General features: G+C 63.6%; 21 protein-coding genes. 11 read left to right on the forward strand and 10 right to left on the reverse strand.

Annotated features, from left to right (window positions below):
• Positions 1–83: 83 nt before the first annotated feature.
• The 3 genes from AC4BBN_RS15485 (at position 84) to AC4BBN_RS15495 (ending at position 2,817) form a co-directional block, all read left to right on the forward strand.
• Positions 84–1,130: a GGDEF domain-containing protein gene (locus AC4BBN_RS15485; RefSeq protein WP_490592902.1), complete on the forward strand. Its 1,047-nt coding sequence runs from the start codon at positions 84–86 to the stop codon at positions 1,128–1,130.
• Positions 1,131–1,287: 157 nt separating this feature from the next.
• Positions 1,288–2,001: a YebC/PmpR family DNA-binding transcriptional regulator gene (locus AC4BBN_RS15490; RefSeq protein ID WP_490592903.1), complete on the forward strand. Its 714-nt coding sequence runs from the start codon at positions 1,288–1,290 to the stop codon at positions 1,999–2,001.
• Between the two features lie 63 nt (positions 2,002–2,064).
• A complete protein-coding gene (locus tag AC4BBN_RS15495; protein ID WP_490592904.1) occupies positions 2,065–2,817 on the forward strand; it encodes an SDR family NAD(P)-dependent oxidoreductase in 753 nt (250 codons plus the stop codon).
• A 199-nt stretch (positions 2,818–3,016) separates the two neighbouring features.
• On the opposite strand, the gene ppk2 is transcribed toward AC4BBN_RS15495, so the two are convergent.
• On the reverse strand, positions 3,017–3,946 hold the full coding sequence (ppk2, locus tag AC4BBN_RS15500; RefSeq protein ID WP_490592905.1) for a polyphosphate kinase 2: 930 nt from the start codon (positions 3,944–3,946) through the stop codon (positions 3,017–3,019).
• A gap of 128 nt (positions 3,947–4,074) precedes the next feature.
• Here ppk2 and bktB point away from each other — a divergent pair, with 128 nt between their 5' ends.
• From bktB to AC4BBN_RS15535, 7 genes are all read left to right on the forward strand, one after another.
• The gene (bktB, locus tag AC4BBN_RS15505) at positions 4,075–5,259 is read left to right on the forward strand and encodes a beta-ketothiolase BktB (protein WP_490592906.1); all 1,185 of its coding nucleotides are present in this window, start codon (positions 4,075–4,077) and stop codon (positions 5,257–5,259) included.
• Between the two features lie 148 nt (positions 5,260–5,407).
• Positions 5,408–6,610: an ROK family transcriptional regulator gene (locus AC4BBN_RS15510; RefSeq protein ID WP_490592907.1), complete on the forward strand. Its 1,203-nt coding sequence runs from the start codon at positions 5,408–5,410 to the stop codon at positions 6,608–6,610.
• Positions 6,607–8,094: a sugar ABC transporter ATP-binding protein gene (locus AC4BBN_RS15515; protein WP_490592908.1), complete on the forward strand. Its 1,488-nt coding sequence runs from the start codon at positions 6,607–6,609 to the stop codon at positions 8,092–8,094. Before AC4BBN_RS15510 ends, AC4BBN_RS15515 begins: the two co-directional genes overlap by 4 nt.
• Positions 8,075–9,070 carry an ABC transporter permease gene (locus AC4BBN_RS15520; protein WP_490592909.1) on the forward strand — a complete coding sequence of 332 codons (996 nt, stop codon included), beginning with the start codon at positions 8,075–8,077 and terminating at the stop codon, positions 9,068–9,070. Before AC4BBN_RS15515 ends, AC4BBN_RS15520 begins: the two co-directional genes overlap by 20 nt.
• 56 nt (positions 9,071–9,126) lie before the next feature.
• Positions 9,127–10,086, forward strand: coding sequence for a substrate-binding domain-containing protein (locus AC4BBN_RS15525; RefSeq protein ID WP_490592910.1), 960 nt, complete (start codon positions 9,127–9,129; stop codon positions 10,084–10,086).
• Between the two features lie 79 nt (positions 10,087–10,165).
• Positions 10,166–11,173, forward strand: coding sequence for a sugar phosphate isomerase/epimerase family protein (locus tag AC4BBN_RS15530; RefSeq protein WP_490592911.1), 1,008 nt, complete (start codon positions 10,166–10,168; stop codon positions 11,171–11,173).
• A complete protein-coding gene (locus AC4BBN_RS15535) occupies positions 11,170–12,342 on the forward strand; it encodes a Gfo/Idh/MocA family protein (RefSeq protein WP_490592912.1) in 1,173 nt (390 codons plus the stop codon). Before AC4BBN_RS15530 ends, AC4BBN_RS15535 begins: the two co-directional genes overlap by 4 nt.
• Positions 12,343–12,385: 43 nt before the next feature.
• Here AC4BBN_RS15535 and AC4BBN_RS15540 read toward each other — a convergent pair whose 3' ends face one another.
• Genes AC4BBN_RS15540 through AC4BBN_RS15550 form a run of 3 tightly spaced genes read right to left on the reverse strand, consistent with a single transcriptional unit; the run spans position 12,386 to position 13,689 of the window.
• Entirely contained in the window at positions 12,386–12,625 is a 240-nt protein-coding gene (locus tag AC4BBN_RS15540) for an HP1242/YdcH family protein (protein WP_490592913.1), read from the reverse strand.
• A gap of 30 nt (positions 12,626–12,655) precedes the next feature.
• On the reverse strand, positions 12,656–13,411 hold the full coding sequence (locus AC4BBN_RS15545; protein WP_490592914.1) for a 2OG-Fe dioxygenase family protein: 756 nt from the start codon (positions 13,409–13,411) through the stop codon (positions 12,656–12,658).
• Positions 13,408–13,689: a DUF427 domain-containing protein gene (locus AC4BBN_RS15550; protein ID WP_490592915.1), complete on the reverse strand. Its 282-nt coding sequence runs from the start codon at positions 13,687–13,689 to the stop codon at positions 13,408–13,410. The genes AC4BBN_RS15545 and AC4BBN_RS15550 overlap by 4 nt, the downstream gene beginning before the upstream one ends.
• A gap of 227 nt (positions 13,690–13,916) precedes the next feature.
• On the opposite strand from AC4BBN_RS15550, the gene AC4BBN_RS15555 reads away from it, so the two are divergent.
• The gene (locus AC4BBN_RS15555; protein WP_490592916.1) at positions 13,917–16,580 is read left to right on the forward strand and encodes a bifunctional acetate--CoA ligase family protein/GNAT family N-acetyltransferase; all 2,664 of its coding nucleotides are present in this window, start codon (positions 13,917–13,919) and stop codon (positions 16,578–16,580) included.
• A gap of 61 nt (positions 16,581–16,641) precedes the next feature.
• On the opposite strand, the gene AC4BBN_RS15560 is transcribed toward AC4BBN_RS15555, so the two are convergent.
• The 6 genes from AC4BBN_RS15560 to AC4BBN_RS15585 all read right to left on the reverse strand — a co-directional run bounded on the left by AC4BBN_RS15560 (position 16,642) and on the right by AC4BBN_RS15585 (position 24,445).
• On the reverse strand, positions 16,642–17,763 hold the full coding sequence (locus AC4BBN_RS15560; RefSeq protein ID WP_490592917.1) for a 3'-5' exonuclease: 1,122 nt from the start codon (positions 17,761–17,763) through the stop codon (positions 16,642–16,644).
• A 72-nt stretch (positions 17,764–17,835) separates the two neighbouring features.
• Positions 17,836–18,495, reverse strand: coding sequence for a methyl-accepting chemotaxis protein (locus tag AC4BBN_RS15565; protein ID WP_490592918.1), 660 nt, complete (start codon positions 18,493–18,495; stop codon positions 17,836–17,838).
• Positions 18,496–18,574: 79 nt separating this feature from the next.
• On the reverse strand, positions 18,575–19,561 hold the full coding sequence (locus AC4BBN_RS15570) for an aldo/keto reductase (protein WP_490592919.1): 987 nt from the start codon (positions 19,559–19,561) through the stop codon (positions 18,575–18,577).
• An 86-nt stretch (positions 19,562–19,647) separates the two neighbouring features.
• On the reverse strand, positions 19,648–22,749 hold the full coding sequence (locus AC4BBN_RS15575; protein WP_490592920.1) for an efflux RND transporter permease subunit: 3,102 nt from the start codon (positions 22,747–22,749) through the stop codon (positions 19,648–19,650).
• Positions 22,746–23,993 carry an efflux RND transporter periplasmic adaptor subunit gene (locus tag AC4BBN_RS15580; protein ID WP_490592921.1) on the reverse strand — a complete coding sequence of 416 codons (1,248 nt, stop codon included), beginning with the start codon at positions 23,991–23,993 and terminating at the stop codon, positions 22,746–22,748. The genes AC4BBN_RS15575 and AC4BBN_RS15580 overlap by 4 nt, the downstream gene beginning before the upstream one ends.
• Complete coding sequence (locus AC4BBN_RS15585; RefSeq protein WP_490592922.1) at positions 23,990–24,445, reverse strand: MarR family winged helix-turn-helix transcriptional regulator; 456 nt, start codon at positions 24,443–24,445, stop codon at positions 23,990–23,992. Before AC4BBN_RS15585 ends, AC4BBN_RS15580 begins: the two co-directional genes overlap by 4 nt.
• Positions 24,446–24,522: the final 77 nt, after the last annotated feature.

Genomic DNA, 24,522 nt, shown 5'->3' on the forward strand with positions numbered 1-24,522 from the left:
CGTTCCTTTCCACCTTCTATCCAACATCAAAATGGCCATTTATGTGGTTGCGTAAGTCCCGGATCGACAACGCTGCAGATCAGGTGGCTGCTACAACCACGCCGGACAATTCGGCGCTGGACGCATCCAGCGAGCGCTCACGCATTGCCGAAACCCTGCTGGCCAGCGCGGCCCGCCTGCTGAAGGCGCGCAACGAACTGGAGATCATCAAAGGCGTCTGTGAAGCCCTGTGCAGCGTCAGCAGCCACATTCGCCTGGCGTGGACCTGGTTTGGCCCAGCCACTACCGACACCATCCGTCCGCAGGTCTACGCCGGCGCCGCGAGCGACTATGCGGCCCACATGACCATAGAACGCAACCTCATCACCGAGCTGGGCCCGGCCTTTCGCACGCTGCAGGGCGAGGCTGCGGAGGCCTTCAAGATCAGCGCCTGGTCGGTATTCGGGCCCTGGCGGGAGATTGCCCGTTCGCACGGTGTGCACAGCGTGCTGGCGGTACCGCTGCACTCCGCCCATACCGGCATGGCGGGCATCTTTGTCATCTACGCCGACCGGGAAGACTACTTCGAGCAAGTGGGCGAAGGCCTGTTCACCGCGCTGGGAGCGCTGTTTTCCTCGGTGCTCAGTGCCTCTGCCGAGCGCACCGTGCTGGAGCAGGTGGTCAACCACGATGCCTTGACCGGCCTGCTCAACCGCCGTGCGCTACCCATCGTGGAGCGGCGTGTCGCCAGACAGTCGCTGTTCGACCCCAAGTCGTTTGTGCTGGTGATCGACCTCGACCACTTCAAGAGCATCAACGACACCTACGGCCACGCTGCCGGCGATGAGGTGCTGCGGCATGCCGCCTCCATCATGCGCAAGCTGCTGCGCCGCGACGACGACCTGATGCGCTGGGGCGGAGAGGAATTTCTGGTCTGCCTGGCCAACACCTCGCAGGAGGATGCGCTCAAGGTCGCCGAAAAGCTGCGCCAAGGTATCGCATCGCTGCGCGACCCGGTGCCTGTCACCGCGTCTATCGGCGTTGCCGAAGTCATGCCACAACGCGCGCTGGCCGACGCCATACACATCGCCGACCAAGCCCTGTTCGATGCCAAAGAAGCCGGCCGCAACCAGGTTTGTATGCGCGCCTAGGACAGAATGCCACGCCCGGCCGGCGGCACCCGCAGATGGGTGTATAACCAAGCCCCCTCCCGGGCATGCAAGACGGCTTTTGAAACCGCACGCATGCCCCACCCCCTACCCGAATATCCCCGCGCAATCACGCGCAGTACAACAAGGAACAGCAAACATGGGCGCACAGTGGAAAGCAAAAGGCAAGGAACTGGCGGCGAATGCCCGCGGCCGCGCCTTCGGAAAACTGTCTAAAGACATCATGGTCGCCGCACGCAGCGGTGCCGACCCGGCAGCCAATGCCCGCCTGCGCCTGCTGGTGGAGCAGGCCCGCAAGGTCTCCATGCCCAAGGACACCCTGGACCGCGCCATCAAAAAGGGCGCCGGCCTGACCGGTGAAGCCGTCAACTTCGAACACGTGATCTACGAAGGCTTTGCCCCGCACCGCGTGCCGCTGATGGTCGAATGCCTGACCGACAACGTGAACCGCACGGCCCCCGAGATGCGCGTGCTGTTCCGCAAGGGCCAGCTGGGCACGTCCGGCTCCGTGGCTTGGGACTTTGACCATGTGGGCATGATCGAAGCCGAGCCCGCCAACAAGGATGCCGATGCCGAGCTGGCCGCCATCGAAGCCGGCGCGCAAGACTTTGAGGCCGGCGAGGACGAAGGCAACACCCTGTTTCTGACCGACCCAGCCGACCTGGACCTGGTCAGCCGCGCCCTGCCCGCCCACGGTTTTACCGTGCTGTCGGCCAAGCTGGGCTACAAGGCCAAGAACCCGATCGACCCCGCCAGCCTGAGCGCCGAGCAGATGGAAGAGGTCGAAGCCTTCCTGGCCGCCATCGACGCCAACGACGATGTGCAAAACATCTTCGCAGGCTTGGCCGGCTAATACCTCTCACTACTATTACCATAGCTGCCACCGCAGCTACCACATGCGCCGGAGCCATTTTTCATGCCCAATGATGTACCCCAACACCTCACCGTACTGACGGGTGCTTCGCGTGGCATGGGCCTGGCTATGGCGCAGCAACTGGCGCAGGCAGGGCACCACCTGGTGTGTATTGCGCGCCAGGCGAATGCCGCGTTGGCATCGCATGCGGCGGTAGCGCAGTGGCAACATGACCTGATCGATGCCGCACCCGTGGCGGCCCGCCTGGGGGCATGGCTGCAACAGCACGACGGCGCGCAGTGGGCTTCGGTCACGCTGATCAATAACGCTGGCGCACTGGCCCAGCTCACGCCCCTGCAAGACGCCGAGTCGGCAGACCTGGCGCAGGCACTGCGCGTGGGGCTAGAAGCACCTATGCTGCTGACCGCCGCCTTCTTGGGCGCTACCCGCCACTGGCCAGGCCGGCGCCGGGTGCTGAATATTTCATCTGGTTTGGGCCAACGCGCCATGGCTTCGTCCGCAGCCTATTGCGCGGCCAAGGCGGGGCTGGACCACTTCACCCGCTGTGTGGTGCTGGAAGAAGCCCGCCTGCCGAATGGCGCCAAGCTGTGCTCGCTGGCGCCCGGCGTGATCGATACCGACATGCAAGCCCAGCTGCGCGGCGCCGATGCCCACAGCTTTGCCGACCAGGCGTCTTTTGAACGCCTGCACAGCCAGGGCCAGCTGACCTCACCGCAGGACGCAGCTGCCCGCGTGCTGGCCTATCTGGATCGGCCCGACTTTGGCAGCCAGCCGGTAGCCGACGTGCGGACTTGATTGCTATTTATTCAGTAGCTGCCTGCGCAGGATATATCTGCGCCAGCGAAGTAATTAAGCGTTAAATACATCATCCAGGGATACCGTGGAACCGGCTTTGCCGGGCCACAGGTATCGCCCCCTGCATGTCGTATTGGCTTTTCAAGCCAATACGAGGGGGGTTGGCGTAGCGACACGAAGTGCGCGCAGCCTGGGGTGTTCAATAAATTTCCGGTACCACGATCTCGTTGGGCACAGCCTGGCGGATGTAGTCGTCGTGGCGTTCGCGCTCGGGCAGGTGGATGGCCGGGTGCGGCACTTCCTGGTAAGGCATTTGCTGCAGCAGGTGGTGGATGCAGTTCAGCCGGGCCTTCTTTTTGTCCACCGCCTGCACCACCCACCAAGGCGCCTCGGGAATGTGGGTGCGCTCAAGCATCACTTCCTTGGCCTTGGTGTATTCCTCCCAGCGGCGGCGCGACTCCAGGTCCATGGGACTGAGCTTCCACTGCTTCAGCGGGTCGTGGATGCGGCCCAGGAAGCGCAGGTGCTGCTCCTGATCGGAAATCGAGAACCAGTACTTCACCAGCTGGATGCCGCTGCGCACCAGCATGCGCTCGAACTCTGGCACGGTGCGGAAGAACTCTTCGTACTGGTCGTCGGTGCAAAAGCCCATCACCTTTTCCACACCGGCTCGGTTGTACCAGCTACGGTCAAACAGCACGATCTCGCCGGCCGCCGGCAGGTGGGACACATAGCGCTGGAAGTACCACTGCGTGCGTTCGCGGTCGTTCGGTGCGGGCAGCGCCGCCACGCGGCAAACGCGCGGGTTCAGGCGCTGGGTGATGCGCTTGATCACACCACCCTTGCCGGCAGCGTCCCGGCCTTCAAACAAGATCACCACCTTGTGCCCGGTGGCAACCACCCAGTCTTGCAGCTTGACCAGTTCGGCCTGCAGGCGGAACAGCTCGCGGAAATACTGGCGGCGGGCTTCCTTGTCGGAGGGGCTCTCATCCTCCACCGGCATGCCGTCCAGGCCAACCAACTGGCGGTCTTCAATCTCCATCTCCAGCTCTTCGTCATAGCTGTCTAGCAGGTCGCGGTGCACGCGTTGCATCATTTCATCGGTATAGGCGTTCAAGGCGTTCTCCATGGATCTAGGCTAGGTACTAGCCAAGACGTTAGCCTTGATCTATGTCAACTATGTGACAAAACCGTGTAAGCCTGGTGCAGGGGAACAGGCACCATACTCGGCTTTTTACATTCAAAAAGGAGACTCCCATGCCCCGTGAAGTTGTTGTGGTCAGCGGTGTGCGCACCGCCATTGGTACCTTTGGCGGCAGCCTGAAAGACCAGGCACCCAGCGCCCTGGGCGGCCAGGTGCTGCGTGAAGCACTGCTGCGCGCTGGCGTGGACGGTGCCGATGTAGGCCACGTGGTGTTCGGCCATGTGGTCAACACCGAGCCCAAAGACATGTATCTGTCGCGCGTGGCGGCCATTCAGGGCGGCTGCAGCCAGGAGACGCCGGCTTTCAACGTGAACCGCCTGTGCGGCTCTGGCCTGCAAGCCATCATCTCCGCAGCCCAAAGCATTTTGCTGGGGGATGCCGACATCGCTATCGGCGGCGGCGCCGAGAGCATGAGCCGCGCACCCTATGCATCCCTGAACACACGCTGGGGCGCACGCATGGGCGACACGCAGTTGGTGGACATGATGGTCGGCGCGCTGCACGACCCGTTCCAGAACATCCACATGGGCGTGACCGCCGAGAACATCGCCAAGAAATGGGGCATCAGCCGCGAGACGCAGGATGCACTGGCCGTGGAAAGCCATAACCGCGCCGAACGCGCCACGCAGGCCGGCTACTTCAAAGAGCAGATCCTGCCAATCATCCTGAAAAGCAAGAAGGGCGACGTAGCTTTTGCCGCCGACGAGCACTTCCGCCCGAACTGCACCCTGGCCGACATGACCAAGCTCAAGCCGGTCTTCATCAAGGAGAACGGCACCGTCACTGCGGGCAACGCCTCCGGTCTGAACGACGCCGCTGCTGCCGTACTGCTGATGGAAAAGTCCCAGGCCGAAGCGCGTGGCCTGAAGCCCCTGGCCCGGCTGGTGGCGTATGCGCACGCAGGCGTGGACCCACAGTACATGGGCATAGGCCCGGTGCCAGCCAGCCAGAAGGCATTGAAGCTGGCCGGGCTGACGGTGCAAGACCTGGATGTGATCGAAGCCAACGAAGCCTTTGCCGCCCAGGCCTGTGCGGTGACCCAGGACCTGGGGCTGGACCCGGCCAAGGTAAACCCGAACGGATCGGGCATCTCGCTAGGCCATCCCATCGGCGCCACCGGCGCGGTGATCACCGTGAAAGCGCTGTACGAGCTGCAACGCATCCAGGGTCGGTATGCGCTGGTAACCATGTGCATAGGCGGCGGCCAGGGCATTGCGGCGATCTTTGAACGGATGTAGCGCCAGGCTTGGATACACCTCCGAACTTAGACCTAAATTTGGTCGAAGTTAGAGCTTGATGGGCTGAAGTGTCCGTCCTACCATGCGCTACCGCCTGCCGCACACACCTGTGTGGCTGGACAGGCGGACGCATAAAAGGAGACACACTTTGGCACTTTGGGACCGCTTGTCCTCGGTGGAAACCGCGCTGCTGCACACCATCTTCTGGTTGGCGGGGGCTTCGCGCTGGGACCTGGCCGAACGCCTGGGTTATTCCAAAAGCAAAACCAATAGCCTGGTCGCGTCCCTGCTGGACGTCGGCCTACTGGAAGAAACCGGCCTCGCCGGCTCCACCGGCGGCCGCCGGCCCGAAACCGTACAGCTGAACCAGCGCCTGGGCGTGCTGATTGGCGCCGACCTGGGCGCCACCAGCCTGGACTTGGCGATTCTGCGCCCCGACCTCAGCGTGCTGGCCCGCCGCACAGAAGCCGCCGACGTGCGCGCCGGCCCCGGCGTGGTGATGGCCCGCGTCCGGGTGCTGATGCGCGAGCTACTGGCCGAATGCGGCGCCACGCCGCAGCAGGTGATTGGCATCGGCATGGGCGTCCCCGGCCCGGTGGACTTTGAAAGCGGCCAGCTGGTGAACCCGCCGCTGATGCCGCACTGGGACAGCTTCTCGATCCGCGACTATCTGCGCGAGGAATACGCCGCCCCGGTGTTTGTCGACAACGACGTGAACCTGATGGCGCTGGGCGAGCTTTGGCGGCTGCAGCGCAGCCTGCAGAACTTTTTGGTCATCAAGGTGGGCACCGGCATTGGCTGCGGCATCGTCTGCCATGGCGAGGTGTACCGCGGCGCGAACGGATCGGCCGGTGATGTGGGCCACATCTGCGTAGACACCGCCGGCCCGCGCTGCCACTGCGGCAACCTGGGCTGCGTAGAAACCATGGCTGCCGGCCCGGCTATCACCCGTATGGCCACCGAGGCTGCTGAATCCGGCGAAAGCGCTCTGCTGGCCGCAGTGCTGGCGGAAAAAGGCACGCTGACCCCGGAAGACGTGGGCCAGGCCAGCCGCAACGGCGACGCGGCCGCGAACCGCATCATCCAGCAAACCGGCAATCTGATCGGCCAGATGCTGGCCTCGGTGGTCAACTTTTTCAACCCCTCGCATGTCTTCATCGGCGGCGGCATCACCCGCATTGGCCCGCTGTTCCTGGCCTCGGTGCGGCAAAGCATTTACCAGCGCTCGCTAGCGCTATCGACCCGGCACCTGGAGATCCAGTACACGCCGCTGGCCGAGCAGGCAGGCCTGGTCGGCGCGGGCGTGCTGGCGATGCAAGAGACCTTGAAAAGCAAAGGAAAGCCGCGATGAGCGTGAACGTAGAGTTTGACGGCATCGTCAAGGAATTTGGCCCTGTGCGCGTGCTGCACGGCGTCAGCTTTGCGCTGCAGGCGGGCCGCACTGTAGGCCTGCTGGGCGAAAACGGCGCGGGCAAGTCCACGCTGATGAAGATCCTGGCCGGCTTTGAGACCGCCACCGGCGGCACGCTGCGCATCAACGGCCAGCCCATGCAGTTCAGCCGCTCACGCCAGGCCGAAGACCAGGGCATTGTGCTGATCCACCAGGAATTCAGCCTGGCCGAAGACCTGACCATCGCACAAAACCTGTTCCTCGGTCACGAGAAGAAAAAGGGCTGGCTGCTCGACGATGCCACCATGCAGATAGAGGCCGCCAAAGCCATCGCCCAAGTCGGACTCAAAGCCGATGTGAACACCCGGGTCAAGCAGCTGATCGTGGCCGAAAAGCAGCTGGTGGAAATTGCCCGCGCGCTGTTACGCAAAGCCCGGCTGCTGATCATGGACGAGCCTACCGCCACCTTGACCCCCGGCGAAACCAAACGTCTGTTCGCACTGATGGCGCAGCTGAAGGCCGACGGCGTGACCCTGGTCTACATCTCGCACAAGCTCGATGAGGTGGAACAGGTGACGGATGAGGTCATCGTCATGCGCGACGGCCGCTTTGTGGCCCGCGAAGACACCAAGAACCTGAGCCGCCAGCAAATGGCCAGCCTGATGGTCGGGCGCGAACTCACCGACCTGTACCCTCCCAAAGCCCCCCACGCCGAGGCTGCCTCGCCAATGTTGAAGGTCACCGGGCTGACCGTGCCCGGCTGGGCCGAAGACGTGGGCTTCGAGGTCCGCGCCGGCGAGATTCTGGGTTTTGCGGGCCTGGTCGGCGCGGGCCGCACCGAGCTGTTTGAAGGCCTGCTCGGCCTGCGCCCGCGCAGCACTGGCCAGGTCGAGCTGGAGGGCAAGGTAGTCGATTTGAAAAGCCCGCGCGCCGCCGCCCAGCAGGGCCTGACCTACCTCAGCGAAGACCGCAAGGGCAAAGGCCTGCACGTCAATTTCGGCCTGCGCGAGAACCTGACGCTGATGGCGCTGGAACGCTACACCCATCCCTTCCTCGACCCGCAGGCAGAAGCCACCGCATTGAAGACGGCGGTCAACGATTACGGCATCCGCACCGGCGATCTGCACAGCAAAGCATCCAGCCTGTCCGGCGGGAACCAGCAAAAACTCGCGTTGGCCAAGGTTCTGCACCCCCAACCCAAGGTGGTGGTGCTGGACGAACCCACTCGCGGCGTGGACGTAGGCGCCAAGCGCGACATCTACTTTCTGGTGCAGCGCCTGGCCCGCGAAGGCCTGGCCGTGGTCGTCATCTCCAGCGAGCTGATGGAGCTGATCGGCCTGTGCCACCGCGTGGCGGTGATGCGCGGCGGCCGACTGCAAACCGTTTTAGAAGAACACCAATTGACCGAACAGGAGCTGATTTCACATGCCACCGGAACACACTAAAACGCCCCGCAGTGCAGCCCACTGGATGGGCCGCCTGCACGGCATGGGTCCCATCATCGGCCTGGTCGTACTGCTGGTCGCCGGCACCTTGCTGAACAGCAATTTCGCCACCTTGGACAACGCGATGAACGTGCTGACCCGCACCGCCTTCATCGGCATCATCGCGGTCGGCATGTGCTTTGTGATCGTCTCCGGCGGCATCGATTTGTCGGTGGGGTCGATGGCGGCGCTGATCGCTGGCAGCGTCATCATGCTGATGAACGCACTGGGGCCGATGCTGGCCTCACCGGTGCTGGTGGTGGCGTTGGGCATGGCGCTGGCGCTGGTGCTGGGCGCAGCCTTCGGCCTGGCGCACGGCCTGCTGATCACCAAAGGGCGCATCGAACCCTTTATCGTGACGCTGGGCACCTTGGGCATCTTCCGCGCCTATCTGACCTACTTTGCCAACGGCGGCGCGATCACGCTGGACAACGACCTGAGCGATGTCTACAGCCCGGTGTACTACGCCAACCTACTGGGTGTGCCCATCCCGGTGTGGGTGTTTCTGGCGGTAGCGCTGCTCGGCGGCGTGATCCTGAACCGCACGGCCTTTGGCCGCTATGTGCAGGCGATTGGCTCCAACGAACAGGTGGCGCGCTACGCCGCCGTCGATGTGGACCGCATCAAGATCCTGACCTATGTGCTGCTGGGCGTGTGCGTGGGAATCGCCACCCTGCTCTACGTGCCGCGCCTGGGCTCGGCCTCGCCGACCACCGGCCTGCTGTGGGAGCTGGAGGCGATTGCCGCCGTGATCGTAGGCGGTACAGCGCTGAAGGGTGGCGCTGGCAGCATCACCGGCACCGTGGTCGGCGCCATCCTGCTGTCCGTCATCAGCAACATCCTGAACCTGACCAGCATCATCAGCGTGTACCTGAACGCGGCCGTGCAGGGCTTTGTGATCATCGGCGTGGCATTCATGCAGCGCAGCAAGAGATAACTTTCCAACCCGGTAGCCACAAGCTACTTTTTACCCACCTGTAGGAGACAACTGAAATGAAAAAAATCACCCGTAGATTGGCCCTCACCGCCGTCGCTGTTGCGGCACTGGCAAGCGCCCCGAGCTTTGCGCAGGAGAAGGTTGTTTTGGGCGTCGCCATCCCGGCCGCCACCCACGGCTTCACCGGCGGCATCGTGTTCTGGGCGAACCAGGCCAAGAAGGACCTGGAAAAGGCGCACCCCGGCCTGCAGGTCATCGTCAAAACCGCATCTGGCGCACCCGAGCAGGCCAACCAGCTGCAGGACCTGCAGACGGTCAACAAGATCAATGCCCTGGTGATCTTCCCGTTTGAATCGGCATCTCTCACCAAGCCCGTGGCGCAAGTGAAAAGCAAGGGCGTGTACGTCACCGTGGTGGACCGCGGCCTGACCGACACCAGCGCGCAAGATGCGTATATCTCGGGCGACAACACCGCGTTTGGCAAGATCCCCGGCGACTACCTGGTCAAGGCCATGGGCGGCAAGGGCAATATCGTCGCCATGCGCGGTATCGCCACCACCCTGGACAACGAACGTATGGACGCGTTCAACGCGGCCATCAAAGGCAGCGACATCAAGCTGCTGGACGCCAAGTACGCCAACTGGAACCGCGACGACGCCTTCAAGGTGATGCAGGACTACCTGACGCGCTTCAAGCAGATCGACGCCGTCTGGGCTGCCGATGACGACATGGCCGTGGGCGTACTCAAGGCCATCGACCAGGCCAAGCGCACCGACATCAGAATAGTCTTCGGTGGCGCTGGCGCCAAGGGCATGATCAAGACCCTGATGGACGGTAAGGACCCGCGCATCCAGGCCAATGTGTCGTACTCGCCCAAGTTCATCTACGACGCGATCAAGCTGACCGCCGAGGCGCGGCTGAAGGACGAGAAGCTGCCAGCGACCTACATCATTCCGTCGGTGCTGATCACCAAAGAGAACGCCAGCCAGTTCTACTTCCCCGACTCTCCTTTCTAAATTTATAGAAAACAGGGCTCTAGCGCATATATCACCTGCGCTAGCAGCTATGTAAACCATAGCATCCGGGAGCTACCCTATGGCGAGATCTGTCACCTTGTTCACCGGCCAGTGGGCCGATATTCCGCTCAAAGAACTCGCGCCGCTGGCCAAAAGCATGGGCTATGACGGCCTGGAGCTGGCCTGCTGGGGCGACCATTTCAATGTGCAGGAGGCATTGGCCTCCAGCAGCTACGTGCAAGATAAAAACGCCCTGCTCGCCAGCCACGGCCTGCGCTGCTATGCCATCGGCAACCACCTGGTCGGCCAGGCGGTGTGCGACCTGATCGACGAGCGGCATCAATCGATTCTGCCCAGCCACGTCTGGGGTGATGGCGACCCCGAGGGCGTGCGCCAGCGCGCAGCCGCCGAGTTGCAAGATACGGCACGCGCCGCAGCGAAGTTCGGCGTGAAGACCGTGACCGGCTTCACCGGCTCGTCGATCTGGCACGCCACCTACGCCTTCCCACCAACCTCGCAGGCCTTCTGGGACAAGGGCTTTGCCGATTTCGGGAAACGATTCACCCCCATCCTCGACACCTTCGAGCGCGAGGACGTGAACTTTGCGCTGGAAGTACACCCGACCGAAATCGCCTTCGACACCGCCACCAGCCAGCGCGCGATCCAGGCGGTCTACGGCCACCGCCGCTTTGGCTTCAATTTCGACCCCAGCCACCTGGCCTACCAGGGTGTGGACTATGTGAAGTTTCTGCGCACCTTTTCTGAGCGCATCTACAACGTGCACATGAAAGACGTGTGGTGGGGCAAGGGCGACGGCACGGTGGGCACCTTCGGCGGCCACACCAGCTTTGGCGATGCCCGGCGCAACTGGGACTTCCGCAGCGTCGGCCGTGGCATGGTCGACTTTGAATCCATCATCGTGGCACTGAACGACATAGCCTACGCCGGCCCGCTGAGCGTGGAATGGGAAGACAGCCGCATGGACCGCATCCATGGCGCAACCGAGAGCGCCGCCTTCTGCAAGCGGCTGGACTTCAAACCCGCCTCCAGCGCCTTCGACGCGGTATTTGCCAAAGACAAACAATGAACTCTCTGCACCCATCCTCCCGAAAGCTCCGCTACGCCATGGTCGGCGGCGGCCGCGACGCATTCATCGGCGCGGTGCACCGCAAGGCCGCCGCACTCGACGGCCAGATCGAGCTGGTGGCCGGCGCCCTTTCCGCGAATCCCGACAAAGCCCGCGCTTCCGGGCGCGACCTGTTCCTGGCCGACGACCGCAACCACGGCAGCTGGCAAGAGCTGCTGGCCGACGAACTGAAACGCCCGGCGCACGAGCGCATCGATTTCGTCAGCATCGTCACGCCCAACCACCTGCACTTCCCGGTGGCCCAAGCCTTTGTCGAAGCTGGTTTCCACGTGGTCTGCGACAAGCCACTGGTGCATACCAGCACGCAGGCGCTGGCGCTGGTAGCTGCCGTGCAGCGCCAGGGCACGGTGTTTGGGGTGACGCACAACTACACCGGCTACCCGCTGGTGCGGCAGATGCGCGAGATGGTGCGCAGCGGCGTGGTCGGCACCATCCGCAAGGTCATCGTCGAATACCACCAAGGCTGGCTGGCGACCGCCGTCGAAGCCACCGACAACAAGCAGGCCGCCTGGCGCATGGACCCCGCGCAAAGCGGGCTGGCCGGCGCCATGGGCGACATAGGCTCGCATGCCGAGAACCTGCTGACCACCGTGACCGGGCTGGAGATCGAGGCCATCTGCGCCGACCTCAGCGCCATGGGCGCCGGCCGCACGCTGGACGACAACGCCGATATGCTGCTGCGCTTAAAAGGCGGCGCGCGCGGTGCGCTGCTGGCATCGCAGATCTGCGTAGGCAGCGAAAACGATTTGCGCCTGCGCGTGTTCGGCACCAAAGGCACGCTGGACTGGAGCCAGGAGAACCCGAACCGGCTGGTCCACACCCCGCTGAACGAGGCGCCTCGCACCATGACGCGCGGCGGCCCGGGCCTGTGCGAGGCGGCCATCCGCGCCTCGCGCCTGCCATCCGGCCACCCTGAGGGCTTCATCGAAGCCTTTGCCAATATCTACCTGGGCGTGGCCGCCGACATCCGCGCCCGGCTAGCCGGCGTGGTGCCCGATGCGATCGCCGCCGACTATCCGCGCGTGGAAGATGGAGCCCGTGGCGTGCGCTTCATCGAGAAAGTGCTGGAGTCGTCGCGCAGCACGCAGAAGTGGACCGCGCTAAATTAGGCAAGAGGCCGCTGGCCCCAACTTTTAGAACGTGTTTACGATCTCAGGGTGCAATCAGCATCTGGTAGATGTCGTCCTTGATCTTCAGCCGCTTTTTCTTCAAGTCTTCCATGGCGACATCGGAGATGGCGCCGCCGTCTTGCTCCAGCTGTGTCACAGCGTGGTTCACCTCGTCGTAGGCTTCAAACAGATGCTGGAAACGCACACTGCTGAGCTTCAGGCTGCGGATCTTGCCCACCAGTTGAGGGTATTCGTGGGCCAGGTCATGGTTGAGAAGTTGCATTTTGTCTCCTGGTTATTGTGGGAATGCACCTTAGCTACTCTGGAACTTGCGGGCCCTGAAGGTCAGGACCAGCGTGTCCCGGTAGCCGCCCGGTGCCAGGGGCTGGATGGGGGTGGACTCGTGCACCACACGTGCATCATCCAAAAACAGCAGGCTCCAGGGCTCTGTCAGCGTGAAACGCTGGCCGTTCGGGCCGTCGGCCTCGAAAACCCGGGTTTCACCGCCCTTGATGCCCGAGCGGCCCACCAGCAGCACCGCCACAAAGTCCACGCCGTCACGGTGCGCCCCTTCCGGGGTGGGTCGGCCTATGCCGTCGGTGGTGTCGATGCGGAACTGGTGGGCTTCCACATACCAGGGCGGTGGTCCGCCGGCCTGTGCGCCGCCACGTAAGGCGGTACAGGCGCGGCCCAGGGCCAGCAGCAACTGCGACCACACGGGCTGGGCTACGTCGGCGTCCAGCATGGGGGCAAACCAACGCTCCATGCCACCGTGCAGGGCGTTGTATTCCACGGGCTGCCAGTGTGCGCGGTGCGGCACCTGCTGCACTGTATCGGCCTCCAGCACAAAGCAGGAATGGCGCCGGCGGCGGTAGCGGCCTCCGTCCTTCAAATATTCGTCGGGCGGCAAATCGTTCCAGCTGGGGCACAGCGCCAGCAGATCATCGAGCTTACAGCCGGCCAGCGCGGCCAGACCCGCCGGGTCCAGCGTGGCATAGGCCTGGCGCTTCACCACATCTACAAACTGCGCCACCGGGGTGAATGGCGCGGATAACAGCGTCGTGCTCATGCTTCTATCTTCACGCCTTTCCAGAAGGCGACGCGGTCCGTAACCTCTTCGGCACCGGACTTGGGGTTGGCGTAGTACCAGGCGGCGTCGGTATTCATTTCGCCGTTGACCATCAGCGAGTAGTAGCTGGCCTGGCCCTTCCAGGCGCAGGTGGTCTTGTGGTTGCTGAAGCTGACGAACTCGCGGTTCAGCGAGCTCAGCGGAAAATAGTGGTTGCCTTCAACCACGGCGATGTCGTCGCTTTCGGCGATCACGGCGCCGTTCCAGATGGCTTTCATGGGGATTCCTTGTGGTAAACACGTTTTAATGGCTCAAGCAGCCGTCGGACAGCTCGCAGGATAACCACTGGCGCACCCACCCGCAAAGACCGTAGGCCTGAAATTACTATTGAAAATATAGCACCTGGCGCAGGCGAAATCTGCGCTAGACGTGTTTTTACTATGAATGCAAGCCAGGTCGTATGATTTCGGTCAAGCGGCGCAGAACTCTGCGCCCAAAGGGCTCCATGGACACGCATTACCTGACATCACTCTTCTCACCCGAATCCATCGTGGTGTTCGCCAGCCCCGGGCTGCAGGCCCTGCCCAACGCGCTGCGGGCGCAGCGTTTCAGCGGCCGGCTGAGCTTTCTGGACATCCACACCACCGGCACGCTGGCCGACCTGGCGCAGACCCGGGCTGACCTGGCCGTCATCGCCCTGCCACCCGAGGACATGGCCGCCGCACTAGAGGTGGCCGGGCGTATCAAATGCCGCTCGGCGCTGGTGGTGTCCAGCGGCGTACCGGCCAGTTTGGCGGACGAGTTGCACCGCGTGGCGCGCCGCCACGGCATGCATTTGATGGGGCCGAACTGCCTGGGCTTCCAGCGCCCGCAGCTGGGGCTGAACGCCAGCCTGGCCGGCGCACTGGCCGCACCTGGCCCGCTGGCCCTGGTGTCGCAGTCGGGTGCGCTAACGGCCTCGATACTGGACTGGGCGCGGCAAAACGCTGTGGGCTTTTCCAACGTGGTGTCGCTGGGGCCGAATGCGGCGGTGGACATCGCGCAGGTGCTGGACTTTCTGGCCTCTGACCCGCAAACGCACAGCATCGTGGTCTGCATGGAAGGTATTGGCAACGCCCGCAGCTTCATGAGCGCACTGCGCGCAGCAGCCAACGCCAAGCCGGTAGTGGTACTCAAAGCCGGGCGCAAGTCGGCCGGCAACACGGCGGCGCATACCCATTCGGGCACGATCGTCGGCAGCGACGATGTGTTCGATGCAGCGCTGCGGCGCGCGGGCGCAGTGCGCGTGCGCTCGTTTGTGCAGCTATTTTCTGCGGCCAAGTGCCTGGCATCTCGCTACCGCGCCGTGGGTAAACGCCTGGCCATCGTCACCAACGGTGGCGGGCCGGGTGTGCTGGCCGCCGACTGGATCACTGAAATTGACCTGCAGCTGGGCCTGCTCAGCCCCGCCACCCAGGCCGCGCTGGCCCCCCAACTGCCAGCCCAGGCATCGTTGAGCGACCTGGTGGACTTGTCTGAAGAAGCCAGCCCGGCCCACTACCGCGCTGCCGTAGAAGCCGCCAGCCACGACAGCCAGGTGGATGGCGTGCTGGTCATCCATTCGCCCAAGGCCGGCTGTGATGCCACCGGCGTGGCCCAGGCACTGGCCGATTTCAAACCCCAACTGTCCAAACCGCTGCTGACCTGCTGGATGGGCGACGCCTCGGTCGGTGAGGCGCGCACCGCGCTGAACGCGGCGGCCATCCCCACATTCCGCACACCGGAAGCGGCGGTGGGCGCATTTGGCAATATCGCGTCCTTCTACCAAAACCAGCAGTTGCTGCAGCAAACACCACCGCCGCTGTCGGCCCTGGCCAAGCCGGATGTGGAGGGCGCGCGCCTGCTGATCGAAGGCGTGCTGGCCGAGCGCCGCAAAGTGCTGACGGAGATGGAGTCCAAGGCCCTGCTGGCGGCCTTCCACATTCCGGTGACGCAGACCGTGCTGGCCCGCAGCGCTAACGAGGCGATGATGATCGCCACCCAGCTGGGCTACCCGGTGGCGCTGAAAATCGACTCACCCGACATCAGCCACAAGTCGGATGTAGACGGCGTAGCCCTGAACGTTATGAACGCCGTGGGCGTGCGCGACACCTACAACGACATGGTGCAGCTGGTGGCGCAACAAATGCCCGAGGCGCGCATCCACGGCGTCACGGTGCAGAACATGGCGCGCCACAAGCGGGGCCGTGAGATCTGCATAGGTCTGGTGACCGACGACCCGTTTGGCCCGGTGATCGCATTTGGCGCGGGCGGCACCATGATTGAGCTGATCAACGACCGCGCCATGGAGCTGCCGCCGCTCAACCAGTTCCTGGCACGGCGGCTGATAGACCGCTCTCGCGTCAGCGAGACCCTGGGCGAGTGGCGCGGCGCCAACGCGGTAGACATGGATGCGCTGGAACGGGTGCTGATGCGCGTGTCCGAAATGGTGTGCGAACTACCCCAGCTGCGCGAGATGGACATCAACCCCATCATCGTGGACGCCTCTGGCGCCGTGGCGGTGGACGCGCGCATCGTCATCGATAGCGCATCCCCCGCTGGCAGCGGGCGCGGCCCGGAATATCAACATCTGGCGATACTGCCCTACCCCGCCCGCTACGAGCAGGTCTGGCCCCTGCGCGGCGGCGGGCAGACCACACTGCGCCCAATACGCCCGGACGACGGCGAGATGCTGCAGGACATGGTGCGCGGCCTGTCGGCCGAGAGCCGCTACTTCCGCTATGTGTCCATGTTGTCCGAGCTACCGCCCAGCATGCTGTCGCGCTTCGCGCTGATCGACTACGACCGCGAAATGGCCCTGGTGGCCGTTCACAAGCAGCGCAGCCCCGACGCGACTGGCGAGATGCAGGAAACGGAACGCATCATCGGCGTGTCGCGCTTCATCACCAACCCCGACAACACCAGCTGCGAATTTGCGCTGGTGGTCGCAGATGATTTCGGTGGCCGGGGCCTGGGCACACGCCTGATGCTAAGCATCATGGATGTGGCCCGCGAAAAAGGCCTGAGCGAAATCCACGGCCTGGTGCTGGCCAACAACCCCGGCATGCTCAAACTGATGCGCGGCCTGGGTTACACCATCCAGCCCTTCGCCGAAGACCCCGACTTCCGGCTGGTGACGCACGCACTTTGAATGCGAAATGCTATGGATTAAATAGCTGCCAGCGCAGGTAAATACTGCGCCAGCGGCCTTTTTACCCCAACTGCTTCCAGCCGATCACACCCGGACGGCTGGCATAGCGCACCAACGCGTCCAGCGCCTCCACCTGCACACGGGCGGCCCGGCCCCGGTAGACCTCGGCGGCCAGCCATTCGCCTTCGGCCTGCAGTGCAGCTTCGTCGGCCAGGCGGGTGTGCCAGACTTTTTGGGTAGCGTCCCAGCGGTAGCCGCGCTCTTTCAGCGCGTCCTTGGCGTCGAACGGGGCACCGGTAGCCTGCAGGCGATAGCGCGTGGCTTTAGACGCCTGAAGTAGCCGGGCCAGCCCGCTGCCACCCGAGGTAGGCAATACGGCTTGCAGCACGGCCAGCAGCGCGTGGCAGTCCATCTCGGCGCGGTGGGCGTCATAAAACCAGCCTAGCTCCAAGGCCAGGGCAGAGAGCTTGGCGGATTCGCGGCCCTCGGCCTTCCAGTCGATATCGGCAAACGAGCATGCCCAGGCCTTGGCGGCGAAAGCTGGAAAACGTGCTTCGACAAAAGGCCGGTCAAACGCCGCGTTGTGCGCCACCACCAAGTCCACGCCGTCGAGCAACTCGGCGACCCTGGCCTCGTCCAGATGCTGGCCCTGCACCATGCTGTCGTCTATGCCGGTCACCTTACGGGCGATGTCGGGGATGGGCATGCCCGGGTCTTCCAGTCCGTCATACACCTGCACCGTGCCGCAAGGCAAGCCGGTGGCGGTGTCGAGGTCCACGCGCAGCAGTGCCAGCTCGATGATCTTGTCGCGGCTGTGCTCCAGGCCGGTGGTCTCGGTGTCCAACACCAACAGGCGCAACACGCCGGATGCGGCTACAGGTGTTGCGGCAAACTCCAGCTGCGGCACCAGGCGGCGCAACACGCGGTAGTCGGCATGCTGCTCCAGCAGCGCAGCCATGTCTTCCATGCTTTGCGGGTTAGACGGCACAGCCACCGCCGCCAACGGGACCGCAGCCGGTTTGGGCGCCGGAACGGCGCGGACGGGTGCCGGCTTTTCGGCAGGCAGCACGGGGGCTACAAAGAAATCATCGGTAAAGCCCAGACTGAGCTGCTGCGAAGGGTCCACCACGGCTTTGCGGGCACGTGGCGTGCGGGTCACGGGACCCGGGGAGGTAGAGGGCATCAGACGAGAGGAATTACACAGGGGGCGCCGAGTGTACGCCGCCCCTGCTCTCCCGCCGATGGCCTCGTGCCCTCAGGTGCGGCCCGCCAGCACAATGGCGTCGCGCGAGAGTCCGTCGATCTTGCCGGTGATGCCCGTCAGCACATTCGCCACCACTGCAAACTCGCGGCCAAAACTACCGGCGCGTGCAGCGATGACCAGCGCGTTGAAGCTGACCACCTTGGCCTCGCGCGCTACGTTCTGGATGTCGCTGACGATGCCGGTCAGCTCGCGCTTCATGCTGTCGGACTTGGACCTGCTGATGTCGTCAAACGCCGTGGTGGCTTTGTTCAGGGCGTCCAACACCACGTCGGTCTGCCCCACCAGTTGGGCCACCGATGCGGCCTGGCGGTCATCCCGCTGGGCTATCTGTGCCAAAGCGGTGCGCACCAAGCTGGTGAACTCCTGGATAGTGATGTCCACACCATGGTCGCCGTGGTAGACCGCGTCCAGCTTGCGGGCATTGGCCAGGTCCAAGGTTCTAGAAAACTCCAGCAGCTGGGCCTGGCTTTCAGAGAACAGTGCCAGGGTCCGCTCGGCCGCAAGGCGTTTCTCCTTGTCCCCCTGTGAAGCCAGCACGGTTTGCAAAATCATGCGCTGCGACAGCATACGCTGGCGCGCCGCCAAGTTGACGATAGAAATACCGGCAGAGCTGGCGGCCGGGGCGACTGCGGAGCGGGGGCTTGTATGCATCAGGTCTCCAGAAATCGACTAGGGGAAAGTCCCCGCTGTCAATGCAGCAAACCCTGTGCCACTACCTCACCAAGAGGCATCAAAACTCTTCAGTATCCACGTCGGCCTGGCTGGCCGAGTTGTAGCGTGCAGCTGTGACGGTGCGCTGATTGATCAGTGCGTCCAAGCGGGCCAGCAGTGCGGGCGACAAGCGTACATCGGCCGCGCCCAGGTCTTCATCCAAGTGGTCCACACGGGTGGTGCCTGGGATGGGGATGATGTGCTCGCCCTGCTGCAGCAACCAGGCCAGGGCCAACTGGGCCTGGGTGCAGCCAGCTTCGCGGGCAATGGCGGCGTAACCGTCGAGCAGGCGCAGATTGGCCGCGTAGTTGTCGGGTGCAAAGCGGGGCATGCCACGGCGGATGTCCTTGGCGTCCAGCGTGTTCACGTCTTGCAGCGCACCGGTCAGAAAACCACGCGCCACCGGGCTGAAAGCGACAAAGGCAGTGCCCAGTTCCTTGCAGGCCTGCAGCACCGCGATCTCGGGGTTGCGCGTCCACAGCGAGTACTCGGTTTGCAGCGCGGTGATGGGGTGCACGGCATGGGCTTTGCGCAGCGTGCTGGCCGATACCTCAGACAAACCGATGGTCTGGATCTTGCCCTCGCGCACCAGGTCGGACAGCGCGCCCACGCTGTCTTCGATGGGCACGGTCTTGTCCCAGCGGTGCAGGTAATACAGGTCGATGACCTCGGTGCGCAGGCGCTTCAGCGCCTCTTCACAGGTGCGCTTCAGGGTGGCCGGACGGCCATCGATCACGCGCTTGCCATCCACGCCGGTCATGCCGCATTTGCTGGCCAGGGTGAACTTGCTGCGGTGCTTCGACAGAGTACGCCCCACCAGCTCTTCATTGCTGCCAAAACCGTACAGCGCAGCGGTGTCAAACAGGGTTACGCCGCGGTCCAGCGCATGCAGCAAGACGGACTCGCCCTGCTCTGCCGTGACCGGGGCGCCATAGGCATGGCTCACGTTCATGCAACCTAGGCCGATGGCGGAAACTTGGAAGGGGCCAAGTGCGCGGTTTTGCATAGCTTTCAATTCTCCATAAAAAATGCTGCTAGCGCAGATATTGCCTGCGCCAGCAGCTATATATTCAATAGCAATTCGTTAGAGCATCAATGCGCGGACCCGGGTCCGGTCAGGATGATCTCGGGCGTGGTCACCGGGCCGGTGCCGCTGAAGCGTTCCAGGGCCAGGTAGATCACCGGCGTGATGAACAACGTAATGGCCTGGGAAAACACCAGCCCGCCGACCACGGCCAGGCCCAGGGGCTGGCGCAGCTCGGCGCCCGCGCCCAGCCCCAAGGCAATCGGCAAGGCACCCATCAGAGCGGCCAACGTGGTCATCATGATGGGGCGGAAACGCAGTATGCAGGCCTCACGGATGGCCTCGGCCGGCGTCATGCCCCGGTGGCGCTGCGCCTCCAGCGCGAAGTCGATCATCATGATGGCGTTCTTCTTCACGATACCGATCAGCAGCACGATACCGATGGTGGCGATCAGCGTCAGGTCCTGGCCGAACAGCATTAGCGTGGCCAGTGCCCCCACGGCGGCGGACGGCAGGCCTGCCAGAATCGTCAGTGGGTGGATGTAGCTCTCGTAAAGCACGCCCAGCAACACGTAGATCACCAGTAAGGCCGCCACCACCAGAATCGCCTGGCTGCCCTGCGAGCTTTGGAACACCGCCGCATCACCGCCATAGCTGGTGATGATGCTGGACGGCATGCCTATGGCCGTGCTGGCCGCGTCGATCTTGGCCGTGGCGTCGCCCAGGGCCGCGCCGGGCGCCAGGTTGAACGACACCGTGACCGCCTGCAGTTGGCCCGCATGGTTGATGGCTGTGGGGCCTACTGTGCGTTCCACCGTGGTGAAGCTGGACATGGGCACCAAGGTGCCGTTGGACGAGCGCACGTAAATGCCGTTCAGTGCGCGTTCATCCAGCTTGGCCTCGGGCGCCACTTCCATGATCACCTGGTAGCTGTCGGTGGGAAGGTAAATGGTGGACACCTGGCGCTCGCCGAAGGCGCTGAACAAGGCGGTGCGTATGGTGTCGATCGACACGCCCAGGGTGTTCGCATTGTCCCGGTTGATCTTCAGCTGGGCTTGCAGGCCGCGCAGCTGCGAGTCGCTGGTCACGTCACGGAAGATAGGGTCGGCGCGCAGTTGCTCCTGCAGCTTGTTGGCCCAGGTGTTGAGCTCATCGGCCTTGATGCTTTGCAGGATGTACTGGTACTGGGCTTTGCTCTGGCGGCCACCCAGCTGCAGGTTCTGCACTGGACGCATAAAGACGTTGATACCGGCCACGGCACGCAGCTTCTTGCGCAGGCCTTCAACCACCTTCTTCATGGGCAGGCGTTCGCCTTGCGCCTTGAGGTTGATGAACATGCGCCCGGAGTTCTGCGCGTTGTTGCCACCGGTGAAGGAGCTGACCGTAGCCACGTTCTCGTCTGCCCGGAAGATCGTCGCAGCACGTTCCTGCAGCTTGACCATTTCCGGGAAGGACACGTCTTCTGCAGCCTCGGTGGTGACCTGGATCTGGCCTATGTCTTCCTCAGGGAAAAAGCCCTTGGGGATGATGTAGGCCAGCCAGAACGTGGCAGCAAACGTGCCCGCCGCCACCAGCAGCACCACCTTGCGGTGGCGCAGCGCCATGTCCAGCATCTTGGTGTAGCCGGCCAGCACCGCATTGAAACCCGTTTCAAACGAACGCACCACACGGCCAGGCGCCTTCATGTGCTTTTCGTCGGTCAGGAAGCGGCTTGCCAGCATGGGCACCAGGGTCAGCGACACAAAAGCCGACACCACGATGGACAAACCCACCACCACGGCAAATTCGTGGAACAACAAGCCGATCACGCCGGGCATGAAGAAGATGGGGATGAACACCGCGATCAGCGAGGTGGACATGGAAACGATGGTGAAGCCCACCTCCCGCGCCGCGCGCAGCGACGCCTGGAAAGGGTCTTCGCCGTTTTCGACGTGGCGGATGATGTCCTCCAGCACCACGATGGCGTCGTCCACCACCAGGCCCACGGCCAGCGTGAGGCCCAGCAGGGAAATGTTGTCCAGGCTGTAATTCAAGCCCCATAGCAGCGCCACGGCACCCACCAAGGAAACGGGCAAGGACAAGGCCGGTATGAGGGTGGCGATGAAGCGCCGCAGGAACAGGAAGATCACCAGCACCACCAGCGCAATCGTGCCCATCAGGGTCAGCGACACATCGTGCAAGGCCTCGCGCACGGACTTGGATCGGTCGTTCACCGGCGTCATGGAGACCGACTGCGGCATCTGGCTTTGCAGCCTGGGCAACGCGGCGCGGATGGAGTCCACCACCTTCACCGTGTTGGCACCGGGCTGGCGCTGGATGGCCAGGGTGATGGAGTTCTCGCCGTCCAGGGTGGCCCAGCTCTTCAGCGTTTCCAGGCTGTCTTCCACGCTGGCCACGTCTTTCAGGCGCACAGGGTTGCCGCCCCGGGTGCTGACGATCAGGTCCGAGAAGTCGGCGGCGTTGCGCAGCTGGCGGTTCGCCTGCAGCACCAAGGTTTGGCGCGGCCCTTCCAGAGTGCCCACGGGGGTATTCACGTTGGCTGACTTCAACGCACTGCTCAACTCGTCCAGGCCGATATTGCGCACCGCCAGGGCCTGCGGGTTCACGCGCACACGCACGGCATAGCGCTTGGCGCCAAAGATGTTGACCTGCGCCACGCCGTCGATGGTGGACAGCGTCGGTGAAATCAAATGCTCCGCAAAGTCTTGCAGGTCGGCCGGGGCCAATGAAGGCGAGGTCATGGCCACCAGCAGCACCGGTGCGTCCGCCGGGTTCACCTTGCGGTAAGACGGCGGGTTGGTCATATCGGTGGGCAGGGAGCGCTGCGCACGCAACAAGGCCGCCTGCACGTCCACCGAAGCGGCGTCGATGTTTCGGCCTTCGTCAAACTCCAGCGTCAGCGAGGTGCTGCCCAGGATGCTGGTGGAGCTGATGGTCTTCAGGCCGGGCACGGTCTGGAACTGCTTTTCCAGAATCAGTGCCACCGAACTGGCCATGGTCTCGGGGTTGGCCCCCGGCAAGGTGGCCGACACATTGATCACCGGCGTGTCGTAGCTGGGCAGGGCCGCTACCGGAATCTTCTGGAAACCAATGACGCCGGCCATGACCACCGCTGCGTTGAGCAGCACCGTCATCACCGGACGGCGGATGAAAATCTCAGAAAAGCTCATGGTGCGGCAGGCCGAGGTGTGTTGGCGGAATCGGCGCTGGCGCTCTTGGCGGCTTGGCTGGCGGCGTCAGTTGCAGCGGGGCTGCTCGCGGCGGGTTTGGCGTCACGGGCGCGCTCGACCACGCGGGAACCGGGGCGCACGTTCTGCTTGCCGTCCACCACGATGGCGTCACCGGCATTCACGCCCGTGACAGCAGCCTCTGTCCCCTGGGCATACACCAGCTGGATGGGCTTGGACACCGCCTTGCCCTCTTCCACCGTGTAGACGATATTGCCGCGCGCGCCTTGGATGATGGCAGCCTGGGGCACCACCACCGCGCCTTTCAAGGTGTTGAAGGTCTGGGAGACCTCGACAAAGGCCCCAGGCCACAGCTTGCCCTCTTTGTTGGCAAACTCTGCCTTGGCCTTGACCGAGCCTGAGCTAGCATCCACCGCGTTGTCGACAAACTGCAAGCGGCCCGTAAATGAACCGCCGCCATCGCCCAGGGTTGCAGTCACCGGTGCGCCACCGCCCTTCAATGCCGCCAGGGCGTTGGGAAGATTGCGCTGCGGCAGGCTGAAGCCCACGGAGATCGGGTCCAACTGGGTAATCGTCACCAGGGTGGTGACATTGGCCTGCACCACGCTGCCCGTAGACACCGGCACCTGGCCTGCGCGGCCAGTATTGGGCGCGGCAATGCGGTCAAACGACAGCGCAACCTTGGCCGCGTCTATCGCTGCCTGGTCGGCCGCCACGGTGGCGGCCAGGGCATCGACCTGGGCCTGTGCGGTATCCAGAGCGCCCTGGGAAATGAAGTTTTGGCGGAACAGCTCCTGGCTGCGCGCGAACTGCCGTTTGGCATCGGCCAGGGAGGCGTTGTCCTTGGCCAGCTGGGCACGGGCCTTGGCCAGGTTGGCTTCGTCTGTACGCGAATCCAGTGTGAACATCAACTCACCGGCCTTCACGAACTGCCCTTCCTGGATATGCACCTTGGCCACCACACTGGTGACCTGGGCCTTTACGTCCACACTGGTGATAGGCGTAACCGTACCCGTAGCCTTCAGCACCACGGGGAAGTCCTTGGACTGCGCCTTGACCGTCGTGATGGTGACCGGTGGCGTGGCCGACGAAGCCCCACCAGATGGTGCGGCGGCAGCGCTGGCGCCGCCTGCAGGGGGCGCCACATCGGCCTTGCCGGAACAGCCCGCCAGGGCCAGCACCAACGCGCCGCAAACAGTATTCAAAAGAATGGGAACAGTCTTCATGGGGTTTCTAGGTCGGGTCGAAAAGTGCGCCAAAGAATGGCCAATCCTGCTTGCAGGTCGCGTAGCTCTTTGCCGGTACAAGCCGTCAAAGCACGTTCTAAATCAGCCTGCGCATCCGTCTGTATGTGCGCAAGCTGTGCCAGCCCGGCGTGGGTGGGCTGTAGTTGGGTACGCCGCCTGTCGTCGCTGGCGGTTTGGGGTGATACCAGGCCGCTCTGCACCAGGCGGTCCGTCATGGCCGAAGCCGTGGGCATGGTCACGCCCAAAAAGGCCGCGACTTCGCCAATCGAGCAATCCGGCTTGCGCGCAATAAAGTTCAAACAACGGAACTGCGGCACAGACAAATGGGCACCCGCACCGATCCGCATCGCCTGGCGGATGGAATCCATCACAGCAGGCACCACCTCCATCACCATGGCGGCGTGTTTTTGTACAGATGGTGAAGTGGGCAAGGCAGATAATTGGTTAGCTAAACTAAGTGAAATCATATGCTGCCCAGAGAGGCCGGATTCCGGCACAGGGTCTGTTG

The sequence above is a fragment of the Rhodoferax sp. SPJ21 genome (genome assembly GCF_058216335.1).